Source organism: Bacillus sp. UMB0893 (genome assembly GCF_002858905.1).
Classification (GTDB): Bacteria; Bacillota; Bacilli; order Bacillales; family Bacillaceae; genus Bacillus_P.
In genome coordinates this window covers 1-14,011 of sequence record NZ_PKLB01000005.1, presented here as the reverse complement: position 1 = coordinate 14,011, position 14,011 = coordinate 1, and the positions used below count along the sequence as shown (strand labels likewise).

General features: G+C 39.4%; 12 protein-coding genes. 6 read left to right on the top strand and 6 right to left on the bottom strand.

Features of this window, described 5'->3' with window-relative positions; all coding sequences use genetic code 11:
- Positions 1 to 7 precede the first annotated feature (7 nt).
- Positions 8 to 973, top strand: a complete 966-nt coding sequence (locus tag CYJ36_RS11925) for a LacI family DNA-binding transcriptional regulator (RefSeq protein ID WP_101567507.1) — start codon at positions 8 to 10, stop codon at positions 971 to 973.
- Between the two features lie 278 nt (positions 974 to 1,251).
- A complete protein-coding gene (locus CYJ36_RS11920; protein WP_101567506.1) occupies positions 1,252 to 3,375 on the top strand; it encodes a type IA DNA topoisomerase in 2,124 nt (707 codons plus the stop codon).
- 652 nt (positions 3,376 to 4,027) lie between these two features.
- On the opposite strand, the gene CYJ36_RS11915 is transcribed toward CYJ36_RS11920, so the two are convergent.
- On the bottom strand, positions 4,028 to 4,870 hold the full coding sequence (locus tag CYJ36_RS11915; RefSeq protein ID WP_101567505.1) for an alpha/beta fold hydrolase: 843 nt from the start codon (positions 4,868 to 4,870) through the stop codon (positions 4,028 to 4,030).
- Positions 4,871 to 5,319: 449 nt separating this feature from the next.
- On the opposite strand from CYJ36_RS11915, the gene CYJ36_RS11910 reads away from it, so the two are divergent.
- Together CYJ36_RS11910 and CYJ36_RS11905 are read left to right on the top strand one after the other, a co-directional pair.
- Positions 5,320 to 6,879, top strand: coding sequence for an alpha/beta hydrolase family protein (locus CYJ36_RS11910; protein ID WP_101567504.1), 1,560 nt, complete (start codon positions 5,320 to 5,322; stop codon positions 6,877 to 6,879).
- Between the two features lie 89 nt (positions 6,880 to 6,968).
- Positions 6,969 to 7,421 carry an ASCH domain-containing protein gene (locus CYJ36_RS11905; RefSeq protein ID WP_101567503.1) on the top strand — a complete coding sequence of 151 codons (453 nt, stop codon included), beginning with the start codon at positions 6,969 to 6,971 and terminating at the stop codon, positions 7,419 to 7,421.
- 400 nt (positions 7,422 to 7,821) lie between these two features.
- On the opposite strand, the gene CYJ36_RS11900 is transcribed toward CYJ36_RS11905, so the two are convergent.
- From CYJ36_RS11900 to CYJ36_RS11885, 4 genes are read right to left on the bottom strand one after another with little or no spacing between them, the layout of a single operon-like run.
- On the bottom strand, positions 7,822 to 8,508 hold the full coding sequence (locus tag CYJ36_RS11900; RefSeq protein ID WP_101567502.1) for an ABC transporter permease: 687 nt from the start codon (positions 8,506 to 8,508) through the stop codon (positions 7,822 to 7,824).
- Positions 8,509 to 8,526: 18 nt separating this feature from the next.
- Positions 8,527 to 9,420 (bottom strand): osmoprotectant ABC transporter substrate-binding protein, encoded by an 894-nt coding sequence (locus tag CYJ36_RS11895; protein WP_374702807.1) that lies wholly within the window; start codon positions 9,418 to 9,420, stop codon positions 8,527 to 8,529.
- Positions 9,421 to 9,457: 37 nt separating this feature from the next.
- A complete protein-coding gene (locus CYJ36_RS11890) occupies positions 9,458 to 10,111 on the bottom strand; it encodes an ABC transporter permease (protein ID WP_101567500.1) in 654 nt (217 codons plus the stop codon).
- A 17-nt stretch (positions 10,112 to 10,128) separates the two neighbouring features.
- Positions 10,129 to 11,271: a betaine/proline/choline family ABC transporter ATP-binding protein gene (locus CYJ36_RS11885; protein ID WP_101567499.1), complete on the bottom strand. Its 1,143-nt coding sequence runs from the start codon at positions 11,269 to 11,271 to the stop codon at positions 10,129 to 10,131.
- A 453-nt stretch (positions 11,272 to 11,724) separates the two neighbouring features.
- Between CYJ36_RS11885 and CYJ36_RS11880 the strand changes: the two genes are divergently transcribed.
- Both CYJ36_RS11880 and CYJ36_RS11875 read left to right on the top strand, forming a co-directional pair.
- Positions 11,725 to 12,267, top strand: a complete 543-nt coding sequence (locus CYJ36_RS11880) for a GbsR/MarR family transcriptional regulator (protein ID WP_101567498.1) — start codon at positions 11,725 to 11,727, stop codon at positions 12,265 to 12,267.
- Positions 12,268 to 12,412: 145 nt separating this feature from the next.
- A complete protein-coding gene (locus tag CYJ36_RS11875) occupies positions 12,413 to 13,576 on the top strand; it encodes a DUF418 domain-containing protein (RefSeq protein WP_101567497.1) in 1,164 nt (387 codons plus the stop codon).
- On the opposite strand, the gene CYJ36_RS11870 is transcribed toward CYJ36_RS11875, so the two are convergent.
- The gene (locus tag CYJ36_RS11870; RefSeq protein ID WP_219621091.1) at positions 13,573 to 13,776 is read right to left on the bottom strand and encodes an aspartyl-phosphate phosphatase Spo0E family protein; all 204 of its coding nucleotides are present in this window, start codon (positions 13,774 to 13,776) and stop codon (positions 13,573 to 13,575) included. The two genes, CYJ36_RS11875 and CYJ36_RS11870, sit on opposite strands and share 4 nt — an antisense overlap.
- Positions 13,777 to 14,011 lie beyond the last annotated feature (235 nt).

The window sequence follows — 14,011 nt, the reverse complement described above, 5'->3', positions numbered from 1 at the left end:
GAGTTTCTTGGTCAGTATTAAAGATATTGCTAAACAAGCAGGTGTTTCCATTTCGACAGTTTCCTATGCCTTAAATGGAAGTCATAAGGTCACAGAAGAAACATCCGCAAAAATTTTAGCCATCGCCAAAGAATTGAATTATATTCCTAACGCTGCAGCGCGAAATCTTAAGAAAAGAGAGACGAAAGTTATCGGTGTTTATTTAACCGATTTCAGCGGCGCATTTTACGGACAATTATTGCAGGGGATTCTAGAATCGCTCAGCAGAAATGGATATGGGTTAATTGTGTGCAGCGGGGATCATTCCCACCGGTTTTTGCCTGAACGCATGATTGATGGTGCGATTATATTAGATTCAACTTTTTCAAATGAAGAGCTGGTAACATACGCTGATCGGGGACATAAGATCGTGATATTTGACCGGCAAATCGATCACCCTAATATTAATCAGGTTTTATTGGACAATAAAGCGGGAGCGACGCTTGCGATTGATCATATCATTGAAAAAGGGCATAGGAAACTGTATGTATTGACAGGTCCAAAAGATTCATTTGATTCCAGACAGAGGATGCAGGCAGTAAGACAAGCGGCTGAACGGTATCCACACATTGAATATATGGAAATTGAAGGTGATTTTAACAAGGAAACAGGAGAGCGTGCTGCTGAACAAATCATCAATGAGTATGATCAGACTGCTGCAGTTTTTTGTTTAAACGATGAAATGGCCATAGGCATGTACAATTACCTGGCTAAAACAGAATATAGAGTAGGGGAGCATATCCATATCATCGGATTTGATAATATCGAAGTGGCACACCATACACAGCCTCGATTATCCACCATTGACTATTCTAAGCGTAAATGGGGTGCATTAGCTTCTGAGCAATTACTGAAGCTGATTAAAGGTGTTCCCGTTGAAAGTGAACGAATTTATGTTACTTTGATTGAAGGAGAATCAATTGGTGAAGCTTAAAACCTTTGATGCGGTGAAATTAAATAAGAGGCGGGAATGGGAGAATCAGTCAGGATTCATACTATTCCCGCTCTTTTTATCGAACAAAATCGAATTTTCCGGGTTCAAAAATGGGGTAAAACCGGAAACCTAATACAGAAAAATCATTTTTGGTAGCTGGTGTTCATTTCTTATATATTCCTTTTTCAAGGAAGATGTTTCATACTGTATATAGACTGTTTTTGCAGGAGAATAACGGCTCCCAATCTATAAAGTTTGAAAAGAGGTTTAATTCCAGCATGTCTCGAGTTTTAATATTAGCAGAAAAACCTGATCAAGGCCGCAAATTAGCTGCCCCATTTCCCTTTGTAAAGAAGGAAGGATATTTGGAGATACAAAAATGTTCAGTCTTTCCAAATGGTGCTAACGTCACTTGGGCGATCGGCCATTTAGTTGAGCTGAAAAATCCGGATGAATACAAGGACGAATGGAAAAAATGGAGGCTTGAAACGCTTCCGATCATACCAGATCAGTTTTTGTATAAGGTAAGTAAAGGAAAGGCAAAGCAATTCAAGATTGTAAAACAGTTATTGAAAGAAGCGGATGAAATCATCATTGGGACAGATCCAGCCCGGGAAGGCGAAAATATCGCACGGCTGCTGATTATGATGGCAGGTGCAAACAATAAGCCGGTGAAGCGTCTTTGGACTTCATCTTTAACCGAGAATGCCATCAAAAAAGGCTTTAGCGAATTATATGACGGAAGCAAAACGATTCATCTTTTTCATGAAGCACAAGCACGCCAAATCTCAGACTGGCTCGTTGGTCTGAATGCCAGCAGGCTGTATACGCTCCACCTCCAGAAAAAAGGGATAAGAGATGTATTCAGCGTCGGGCGTGTTCAGACTCCTGTATTAAAATTAATTTATGACCGCCAAAAGGAAATTGAGAATTTCAAACCAGAGCCCTTTTTCGAGCTGCAGGCATCATTTAAGGTTGATAAAGGCGAGTACAAAGGCAAGCTCAAAGGCCGTTTTAAAACTTCAGAAGAATTATTTGCAGCTGTGTCGCCTGATATTAACGAAAATCAAAAAACATATGATGCTCTCGTTAAAAGTGTAGACATTGCAGAAAAGCGTGTATCATCACCAAAGCTTCATAGTCTTTCCACACTCCAGGCCAAGCTGAATAAGCAGAGGAAAATGAGTCCGAGCCAAGTTTTAAAAACGGCTCAATCCCTCTATGAAAAAGGATACATTTCCTATCCGAGGACTGATTCGCAATACATTACAGATGAAGAGTTCAGTTACATCAAAGCAAACATCAGCCATTATCAGCAAGCTGTTTCGGTTTCCTTTAACCCTGTGCGTTTCACTCCTTCTAAGAGATATGTAGATTCTAAGCGGGTAAGTGATCATTATGCCATTGTTCCAACTGAAAAGAAGGTAAGCCCAGCAGTCTTTAACTCGTTCAGCTATGAGCAAAAATCAGCTTATGAAGAAATCGTCAAAACCACACTTGGCATGTTTATGGATGATTATGTTTATGATGAAACAACAATCACTACCTCAATCGGAAAAAATGATTTTATCAGCAAAGGCAAAACATTGAAAAATGCTGGATGGAAGTCACTGTATCAAAAAGAAGCAGAAGAAGCGGATGATAAAAAAGATGATCAGATGCTCCCAACGGTTGTGCAGGGGGAAGAAGCAAAAGCATCTGTGGGAGTGAAAGATGGCATGACGCAGGCGCCAAAGCCGTATACACTGGGCCAGCTGATCACTCTTATGAAAACAGCTGGCAAACATGTGGAAGATAAAGAAATGAGAGAAGCGTTAAACAGCACAGAGGGACTTGGGACAGAGGCAACTCGTTCTGGAATAATTGATACTCTGTTAATGAGAAAGTTTATAGAGGTCAAAAAAAATGAAGTATTTGTCACAGATAAAGGTGTAATTCTCTGTGAGGCAGTAGAAGGCACCCTCCTTGCAAAGCCAGAAATGACAGCTAAGTGGGAGGTTTACTTAAAAGGAATCGGCAGCGGAGAAAAATCAAAGGATGTTTTCATAGAGACAGCGAAAAAATTCTGTTTTACGCTGCTTGATCAGGCTAGTGCCAGTATGGATAAATTAGAAGTAAAAGCTCAGCCGGCAGTTGAAACAAGAGAGAAGATTTGTTTTTGTCCTGCCTGTAAAACAGGAGGCATTCTGGACCGCAAAACATTTTATGGCTGTTCAGATTACAAAAGCGGATGCAAACAGACATTTCCGAAAAAACTTCTCGGGAAAAGCATTTCTGCTTCTCAAATCAGGCAATTGTGCGAAAAAGGAAAAACAAACAAGCTAAAAGGTTTTAAAGGAAAGAAAACGTTTGATGCCAGTCTAGTTTTGAAGGAAGGGAAAATAGAGTTTTCCTTTTCATAAAATTTGGTTTCGCATAATATGATCTTTTTCTTGGTAAGACGCAAAGTGTTGATAGAAGCAGGAAATCCAGTCTTAAAAAAGCCCATAAATGAGAAGGGATATTGTCCTGTTTCCAATTCAGTTCTAGACATGTGCAGGTAGCTACAATGTAAATGATAATCTTTCAAATGGACAGGCTCTAACCGTTTATCGCGGCAGGGCATGTCCTTTTTGTTTGTGAAAATTAACTCTGCATATGTCTCTATATTAAATTGCCTCTTTTATGGATTATCTTTTGTATCCCTTAAGGAAAAACACTTTTCTGCCATCGTAACAATTCCCAAAATAAATACCTCTCAAGTCTTAATTTAATTTAAAACTTGAGACGGTCTATATATATTAGGATTTATAGGATTATAGATCATGAGATAAGAAACAGTTATATTTTTACATTTTAAATAGAGAGCACTTACTTAAAAATTGTTAGTTAAATTCGAATTGTAACTATGCGGCCGGGGTAAATCCAGCAAAGCCTATTGCGAGTTGAAAATGAGTTTACTTGAATGCATTATTTATTGACGGTTTTTAATAAAAAAGGAGCACTTACGTTAGAGAAAAACAGTTCAAAAAGGCAGCCGTCTTACGTAACGGCTGCTTCATTCCCGCATATTCTTTATCGTGAACTAAGTTTTACAACTGAATCTATAATTTGGTCCCAGTCTTCACTATGAATCTCATGCCCTGATCCATCTAGAGGCACTAATTCAGCATGAGGGATAGCTTTCGCAAGTGCAAGCCCGTGCTCAAATGGAAGAGCTGGATCTTCCGTGCCGTGAATAATGAGTACAGGTACTTTGATCTCACTCATTCTATCAAAATAAGCGTCTCCGCCTTGCAGCATGGCATGATTAAATCTGCTTGGCAGCTGTATGGCACGGTCAGCCTCCCTTTCTGCCAGTTTATACATTCTTTCCTGCTCATTAGGTTTGGAACCGGCTAAAGTTTTCCATCCATCCGCTAGATAGGGAATGACCGCCTCTCGATTTGACCAATCTATGGAAGCGCTCTTTGCATGGTGATCCAGTATGCTCTGATCCATTGGAGGCAGTTTTTCCATCTCAGTCCCGAACACACTTGATGCAATTAGCGTTAGCGTCAATACGCGTTCCGGATATCTCAAGGCAAGTATCTGGCCGATCATGCCTCCCATTGACATTCCAGTAATATGAGCCTGCTCTATGGAATAAGAATCCAGGACACCTGCCGCATCATCAGCCAGGTCCGTTATTGTATAGTTGGAAGTACCAGGATCATAAATGGTCGATCGTCCCAGATCCCGATGATCGTACCGAATAACAAACCTCCCCTGGTCAGCGAGGCGGAGACAGAATTCCTCATCCCACCAATCTAATGAAGACATCGCTCCCATGATCAAAAGCACAGCGGGATCCAAAGAATTTCCAAAACTTTCTGTGCATATATCCACATTGTTTATTTTCAGTATCTGTTCACTCATATTTTACCTCCGTATTATTTATTATCCATCGCCGTTACAAAGGCGCAGATCAATAAACTCTTTTAGGAGCATGATTGGCCTGCCCCTTTAATTATCGCAGTCGTACCCACTTGATAATCATGACGAGGCCTCCTTTTAAATGTTATTTAAAACGGGAATCATCCCTATATTTATTACTATAACATAGGGCATTTCCTCTAATACCAAAATTTTCTTGTATTTATTTATCTCATCATGCCGCAATGCAGTTAATCCTTTAAGTTTAGGTAGGTGAAAATAAAAATTTTAATATATAAATGCCTGTTTTTTGAATGGAAAGCTCCTTAATTTACATTATTTTCAATATACTGTAATTAAAAGTTAATATTTAGGTAATATATTAAAAATGTTGTTCAGTTATAAAAGTCTCTTTAGATGAAAGGTACTGTTATAGCAAAATCTCCTGCGACATGAGAAACGATTCATCTCTTAAAACTATATTTACATATGAGGCAGAAACTGTTCCAAATAAGGAGAGTGCTCTAAGTCTGATGAGAACCTTTGAAATTTTATTAATCAGCCTCAATGTACTGACACTTGTCATAACCCTGGGGAAAAGGGAAAAAGCAGGAAAGCTGCTCCTTGCAATGAGTGGAACAGCTCTGATTTTTTTAGTACAGCAGCTTACCGTTGAGCATTACCGCTGGCAAATGGTGCCTGCTTATACGCTAACGTTTTTTTTGCTTTTATGGTCTGCTTTGCAGTTGCGAAGTCACTCATACAGGTTACGGCATCCCGGCTTAAAGGTTACCGCTGTTATTCTTGGAACGATTTATATGGTTGTTGCAATTGGCCTGCCGGTGTTACTGCCTGTTTTTGAAATAGCTAAGCCAAGCGGTCCCTATGCGATTGGAACGGCCACCTACCATTGGATAGATGATAAAAGGGCGGAAAAGCTGACCGAAGATCCTTCCGACAAAAGACAGCTGATGGTGCAGATCTGGTATCCAGCAGAACCGTCCGGGGATGAAAAGATATCCTCCTACATTCCAGATTTGTCCGGATTGAAGACGGCTGTTCAACAAAAGTACGGGGTCCCTGGCTTCTTCCTAGACTACCTTCGCAGCGTAAACACTCACGCCAGCATCAAAGCGAAAATTTCCCACGCTCAGCCGAACTATCCGCTGCTGCTGTTTGCACACGGTTTTCCGGGAACCCGCTATACGAATACGTCACAGGTGGAGGAGCTAGTAAGTCACGGTTATATCGTTGCTTGTATCGACTATTCCTATCACTCTTTAGCGACTGTGCTTCCTAACAAAAAGCTTGTTTTATTGAGCGACAACGTACCAGAGCTGACCGATTGGGATAGTTGGGATCAACTCATCTCTGAAACTTGGGTGCCAGATTCAATCTTTGTTCTGGACCAATTGGAGCAGCTAAACACTAAAGATCCGAACGGCATTTTGAAGGGGAAAATCAATCTTGCACGTGCGGGTATGTTCGGCCACTCCTTCGGTGGTGCGGCCACAGCACAAACGCTTCTAGCGGATTTGCGGTTTAAAGCGGGGATGAATATGGATGGAACGCTATTCGGAAAAGGGGATTTGAAGGACGGCCTTAAACAGCCGTTTCTCATGATGAATGTAAAAACTGCCGAAATTAACAGGGCCGATGAACCGAACAGAGAGGAGTTGCTGCAGATAGGGATGACCCGTGAGGATTTTGACTTTATAGCCAAAGAAATTCCGATGCGCAAAAACAATCTGCTCAAAAACGGTGGCTACAGTGTGATGATTGACCAGATAGATCATCTGAGTTTTACCGACCTGTATTTGCTGTCACCATTTTTTTCATGGAATCAACAAATGACTCCCCGTAAGGCGCACACAATCATCAATGACTATACACTAGCTTTTTTCGATAAACACTTAAAAGGAAAAAAAGACACCCTTTTTGACAGACCGTCTTCCCCTTTTCCTGAAGTAAAGGTATTTTTACCAGCTATAAAAGAAATAAAACGACCTTGAGCTATCAGTTTACCTTTAATAGACAGATTATTCATTAATTTCCATAATTCTTTGCTGCAATATATTTTAAAGGTATAGGAGACAAAATAATGAATCAGTTAGCTAGAACGTATTGGAATGAATATTGGGAGAGTCAAGGCAAAGAAAAGCCTAATTCTGTTAGTGCGTGGCCATTTGGAGCTAATCCTGATCATTTAGCACAATTAGTGATTGACGGGATAAAAACAGCTACATGTTCAGGACTTATTTTTTACGAAGAGGAAAATGTACAATTACCTTCAGTTGGGGATTATAGCGTCATTTTAAATAGTAAGGATCTGCCTGTTGCAATCATTAAAACAGTAGAAGTTGAAATTAAGCCGATGAACAAAGTTCCTGAAGATTTTGCTATTGCAGAAGGAGAAGGGGATAGAACATATCGTTATTGGAAGGAAGTTCATGAAGAATTTTTTAAAGAAGAGCTAAGTAAAATAGGCCGTGAATATACAGAAGATATGATGTTAGTTTTTGAGCGTTTTGAATTGATTGATAGTAAGAACTAATAAATTTTTATATATGACAAGTACCAATGTATTAATTAAACAAAACCAGTAGTTAGAAAGCCATCGTAATCTTAAACAATGGGAGCGCTGCGTATATGAAGAGGTGTCTTTTTGTATTGGACGATTTAATGTCAGTCACCATATCTTTAACGAGCCGCCACTAACACCATATACCCACTGCCTGCCTAAAGAAAAACCTTTAAAAAACAGTCCAACCAGAAATAACTGATGACCTTTAATATGAAAGGGCGCTTGTTGAACCAGAAACAAAAGGGCGATCCATATTATATATGAATAATATGGATCGCCCTTTATTTTTATGAATTTTAACGATTTAGGTCTTGGGTTTTTTTGTACCTTGAAATATGTTTATTTATTATCTGAAAGTGTAACGACAATATCAAGATGAAGAAACTTCAGACGCTTCTGTTCTCAGTTTCTTTTTAGATTTTATCGGTGAAAGGATTTTTTCAAGCCAGCCTAAGAGCACATCTGCGAGAACAGCCATGAGAGCAGTTGGTATAGCTCCTGCCAAAATGATCGCTGTGCCATTCGTGGCATTGGTTCCGCGGACAATAATATCACCCAAGCCTCCAGCACCTACAAAGGTTCCGATTGCTGTTATACCGATAGCGATAACCAGTGCCGTTCTAAGGCCTGCCATGATGACAGAAAGAGCAAGCGGCAATTCAACCATTGTCAGAATCTGAAGCTTCGTCATTCCCATAGCTTTTCCTGATTCTAAATAGGCGTGTTCAATGCTTACAATGCCAGTGTATGTGTTTCTGATAATAGGCAGAAGAGAATAAAGAAATAATGAAAGGATGACCGTATTGACTCCAAGGCCCATAACAAGCATTAAGACAGCGAGCATAGCAAGTGCAGGTATTGTTTGAATGACATTTGTTATAGAAAAAACCCACTTGCTGATCTTTCTATATCTTGCAATATAGATACCAATCGGGATGCCCGCTATTGCTGCAAATAACACTCCGTAGGCTGACATAAGAAAGTGACGGTAAAATTCAGTGAGCACGTATTCTCCATTCTGGGAATAATACATCAAAAGCTGCTCCAGAGTTTTCAAATCAAAGCACCTCCCATTCTACTCAAAATAATTGTTCTTTTTTAAATATTCTTCAGCTACTACTGACGGTTCTTTTAAGTTTCCGTCTACTTCATAATTTAGTTCTTGCATGGTTTCTGTGTCGATCTTGCCGATCAGTTTGCCTACGATCCCCTCAATTTCAGGATGTTCTTTCAATACTTTTTCCGGTATGACAGGAGAGCAGTCATACGGTGGAAAATATTTTTTATCATCTTCTAAAATTTTGAGGTCATAAGCCTTTATTCGTCCATCAGTTGAAAAAGCGAGGACGATATCCATTTTTTCGTTCTTAACTGCGTCATAGACAAGGCCAATCTGCATTGGGAACGTTTTTCCGAATTCAATGCCATATGTATCGACAAATCCCTCGTAGCCGTCGCCTTTTCTTTTCAGCCAAGCATTATCTACACCGAGCTTATAATTTTGAGCACTTTGTTTTAAGTCAGATACTTTTTCAAGCTGGTTCTCTTCAGCCAGCTCTTTTGTAACTGTAAACGCATAGGTATTATCAAAGCCATAAGAGTCGAACCATTTGTATCCAAATTCCTTTTCAAATTCGTCCTGAACAATTTTTAAGGCTTTCTCAGGATCTTTGACAGCGTCTTTTCCTAAAGTACTTGTGAGATCGGTACCAGAATAACGAGTGGCAGAAATATCAATATCCCCTCCAAGCATAGCCTGATGCTGGACATAGTTTGATCCGAGATTTTTAATCAGCTCTGTATTTAAATCGGTATTATGTTCGATCAATTGTGAAATCATATTTGCAAGAATCTCAGACTCAGTCAAGTTTTGAGCACCTATTTTTATAGTTGACTCTGATGCTCCGCTTAATCCTGGCAGGGAGCATCCGCTTATGAGGATAGAGAATAGCAAAACCGTTGCTATGATTAACTTATGTTTGTTTTTTTTCAAGACAGCCAACTCCTTATGAAACTTCCTTCATCCCTTTTATTCCGTTCGGTGTTACTTTCTCTTCAGCTATAGAAAGACCGTAATCAATTATAATAGCGAGTATAGTAACAGGCACTGCACCGCCAATGATGAATTCCGGCTGATATAAATTAAGACCAATGAAGATATAGTCTCCCAGGCCGCCTCCGCCGATAAAGGATGCGAGTGTCGCCCAGCCGATAAGATAAACGGTAGAAGTGCGGATTCCAGCCATGATAATCGGAATCGATAAAGGAATTTCAACGAGCCGGATTTGTTCCCATACAGTCATACCGACCCCTTTTCCTGACTCCAATAGGTTCTTGTTGACACCTCTTACCCCTGTGTAGGTGTTTCTTAAGATCGGCAGGACTGAATAGAAAAATAGTGCGACTATAGCTGGAACCTTGCCAACTCCAAGCAGCGGAATAAAAAAGGCTAAAATAGCGAGACTCGGCAATGTCTGAATAATACTCACAACGCCAATAATCACACCCGCTCCCTTTTTCATTCTTGTTAACGCAACGCCAAGCGGAACTGCGACAAGAATGCCCAAAATTACGGCGATTAGTGATATATATAAATGCTCCCATGTTTTGTAAAGCATTTCCCCGCCATTCGTTTGCAGGAATTCAATTATTTGATCCATTTGGACGCCTCCTCACATTAGGTTGTCGTAACGCTGATTTCATCTTCGCCCCAAATGGAGTCATACACAATATCAACAAGACTTGCTCTTGTTACAATTCCAACGAGACGTCCGTTCTCATCGACGACAGGCACATATTTCATTCCTCTTTTTAAGATTTTTCTTACAGTATCACGTAAAAGAGTATTTTTAAGTACCGTATATAATTCAGTTTGTAATACATCTCCGACTAAATTAGCTTTTTTACGATTAAGGTCAATCAATTCAACATCTATGTAGCCTTTTAAAACGTGGTTTTCATCTACAACCAGCAAGGAATCAACACGATGCTGCCTCATAATCTGAATCGCATCAGAAAGTGATTTATCGCTTGTCACTGTAATCGGATTAGGATTCATCATCTGCTCAACCCGTTCCAAGTTCGGTCTAGCCTGTAGCAGTCGCTCTTTTCCAATGAATTCCTCAACAAATTCGTTAGCCGGATTTCTTAAAATGTCATCTGGTGTACCAACTTGAACAATTTCGCCATCGCGAAGGATCACAATTCGGTCTGCAAGCTTTATAGCCTCATCCATATCATGTGTGACAAAGACGATTGTTTTGTCTAGAGTTCTTTGAAGATTTTTAAATTCTTCCTGCAGAGAATCGCGTGTAATTGGATCGAGGGCACCAAATGGCTCGTCCATCAGGATTAACGGGGGATCTGCTGCCAGCGCACGTAAAACTCCAATTCTTTGCTGCTGGCCTCCGCTTAACTCATATGGATACCTGTTTAAATATTCAGGACCCATATCAACCAGTTTAAGAAGTTCTTCTGCCCGGGCTCTCTTTTTATCTTCAGGCCATTTTAACAACCTTGGTACGAGCGTAATATTCTGCTGAATGGTCATATGCGGAAACAAGCCGATTTGCTGAATAACATAGCCGATTTCACGTCTGAGTTCCACTGGATCTTTATCGAGAATATTTTCCCCTTCGATAAAAATGCTCCCTTTTGACGGCTCTATCATGCGATTAATCATTTTCATTGTTGTTGTTTTACCGCATCCGCTCGGTCCGATAAAACAAATAAATTCACCTTTATCAATATGTAAGGTAATATCTTTTACCGCATACTTTCCTCCCTTGTAAATCTTTGAAACCTTGTCTAATTTAAGCAAATGGAAACACCTCCGTGTAATGAATCAAAAAACTAGTATGAAGTCTTCACTCTCAACCAAGTATAGAAATATACCTATAAAATAAATAATCAAACGTCAATAAGTCGGTGTGAGAGGGAAAGTCCTATGAATTGAACTGAGCTAAAATGTTGTCTGCCTTTTTCTGGTCCTTAACCTGGCTCCGCTCCTTTTCCACAGAAAAAGCAGATGTTATAAAACAGAAAGTTTTCTAAGTATAGTAAAATTATAAAGTAAAGTTTGTGAAATATAAAGTTTACGAAATGCACAAATAACATAAAAATAATATACTGTATTAACTTCAGGTCAGTTTATCTCATGTTTATTAAAAAATGCTGGCTCTTACGGCAAATTCCTGTTCTTATCAGTATTACAACATAACTAAAAAATATGTTATTTTTACAGGGAAACTTGTGATTGAAGGGAAGAAAACCAATGAATGATAGTGCTCTGAATACAATTGAACATGTAAATGATCAATTCATTGAGAGAATCGCCGAGAATATGGCTGCTTTTGGGGTATCTGGAACAGTGGGAAGGGTGCTCGGCATTATTTATATGAACCGTCATCCTATGACATTAGATGAATTATCAAAAGCTACCGGAATGAGCAAAACGCGTATGAGTCAAGTTGTAAGGGAAATGCTTGATTTAAACATTGCTGAGAAAGTATTCGAAAAGGGCGTTCGCAGGGATTTATACAACGTAGAGCAAGATTACTATCAGACATTTATTTCATTATTTTCTGCTAACTGGAGTAAGGCAGTAACGAAAAACAAAATGGCAGAAAAAAAAATGCGTAAAGAATTGCTTGATGCATTAGAGAGTGAGGGACTTTCAGAAGAAGCAGAAACGAAGCTGAATTCTCTGCTTGCTGAAACAAAGCAATGGCTCGAGTATTATCAATGGATGGAAAATCTTATTGATTTTTTCGAAAGTGAAGAGATTTTTAAACATGTTCCAAAACCAATAAAATAGCTGAAAAAAAGATATCATAGATGAAGAGAAGCCGCTTATAAAATAGCGGCTTCTCTTTTCTGACTTTCATACAGGGATAAGCTCAAAGCTGTCGAACAATTAAAGGAGAAAGAATGGATAAGGAAGATATAAATAGGAGGTTCATATGGATGCATTTAAAGCTGTTGCTAAAAAAGACCGGCTTCATTCGCTGGATATCTTAAGAGGGTTTTCTCTCTTGGGGATTTTACTTGTGAATATGAAATCGTTTCACGAGCCAGTTTTATATGAAAGCAGTTTTGTAAGCAGTAAATATTGGTCTGACCGGCTAATTGAACAATTTATTAATCTATTTGCACAAGCTAGCTTTTATCCGCTTTTTTCGTTTCTTTTTGGGGCAGGGACTGTCATTTTTTATGAAAGGGCGAAGGAAAAAGGACAATCATTTAACCGTTATTACTCTAAGAGGCTGATTGGCCTGCTGATTATCGGGGCTATACATGCAGCATTCATTTGGCATGGAGATATCCTAACAAATTATGCTATCATCGGTTTTATCTTTATGATTTTTCTTAAATGGAGCGCTGACCGTCTTTGGAAGTGGGCGCTGTGGATATTAATTTTGCCGAATGTATTAATGTCGCTGCTTCTATTCTTTGCATACGCAGGGGAACCTGCAAGTCTTAGCTTGAACGAAAGCGGTTCACAGCAATCCATTCAGCAATCACTGGAAGTCTATCAAACAGGCAGTTTTTTAGAAGTTACTCAGCAGCGCTTGACAGATTGGGCGTATGTTAACAATCCTGCAAATGGAATTTTTCTTGTATTGTCCATTCTTCCGCTTTTTATGCTTGGTGCTTCTGCTTATAAAAGAGGCTGGTTCCATCAGTCCAAGGTTCAGGAATGGAAACAGGCTGCACTGTTATCAGGTGCTGCAGCAGCTGTATTTAAAGGGCTTCCTTATTATTGGGAAGAAAATGTGCTTACCCAGCATCTTCAATTATCTATTGGCGGACCTGCCCTAACGCTTTGTTATGTATCAATCGGACTACTTGTCCTTGATAAATGGCAGCTTAAACTTTCACCCATTAGAGCAACCGGAAGAGGATCGCTAAGCAATTATCTGCTGCAATCTTTCATATGTACACTCCTATTTTATTCTTATGGACTTGGCTTTTACGGGGAAATAACTGAACTGACAGGGCTGATTCTTGTTGTCATTATTTACGGTGTACAGGTAGCTTTAAGTCACATTTGGTTTAAGCGGTTTCCGTTTGGACCTGTCGAATGGCTGCTCCGGAAATGGATTTATTTTTCATTTCGGGCTTAAGCAGATTGTGAATGTCTAAGATCGCTAAGGTGCTTTTTCATTTGTTTGAGAATTAATGCATCTAGTTCTTGGCTGCAGCGTACGGTTTCTGAGGAGTTGAGTCCATGTTCTTTTGCAGCATCTAACAGCATTTGTCTGTGAATATCTATTTCATTCATTGCCATGATCATTTCTCCAACTTTCACTGTTTTTAGTGGCAACAATATAAAGGAAAGCGATTGCACTCGCTGTGAATTCCGAACCTCAAAAAGCATGTCTACAAGGTAATAAACCTATTATACACAGCGATATTTAAAATGGTTGACTTTCGCTAAAATAACAAAAAACATTACAGAATTCTACAAAATGCATTTATAAAAGGAGCATTCCTGTTAGAAGGATTTTCGGGCACTTGAACAAAAAAGAGCCCTCTTGGTATGATACGGGGTGTCAAAT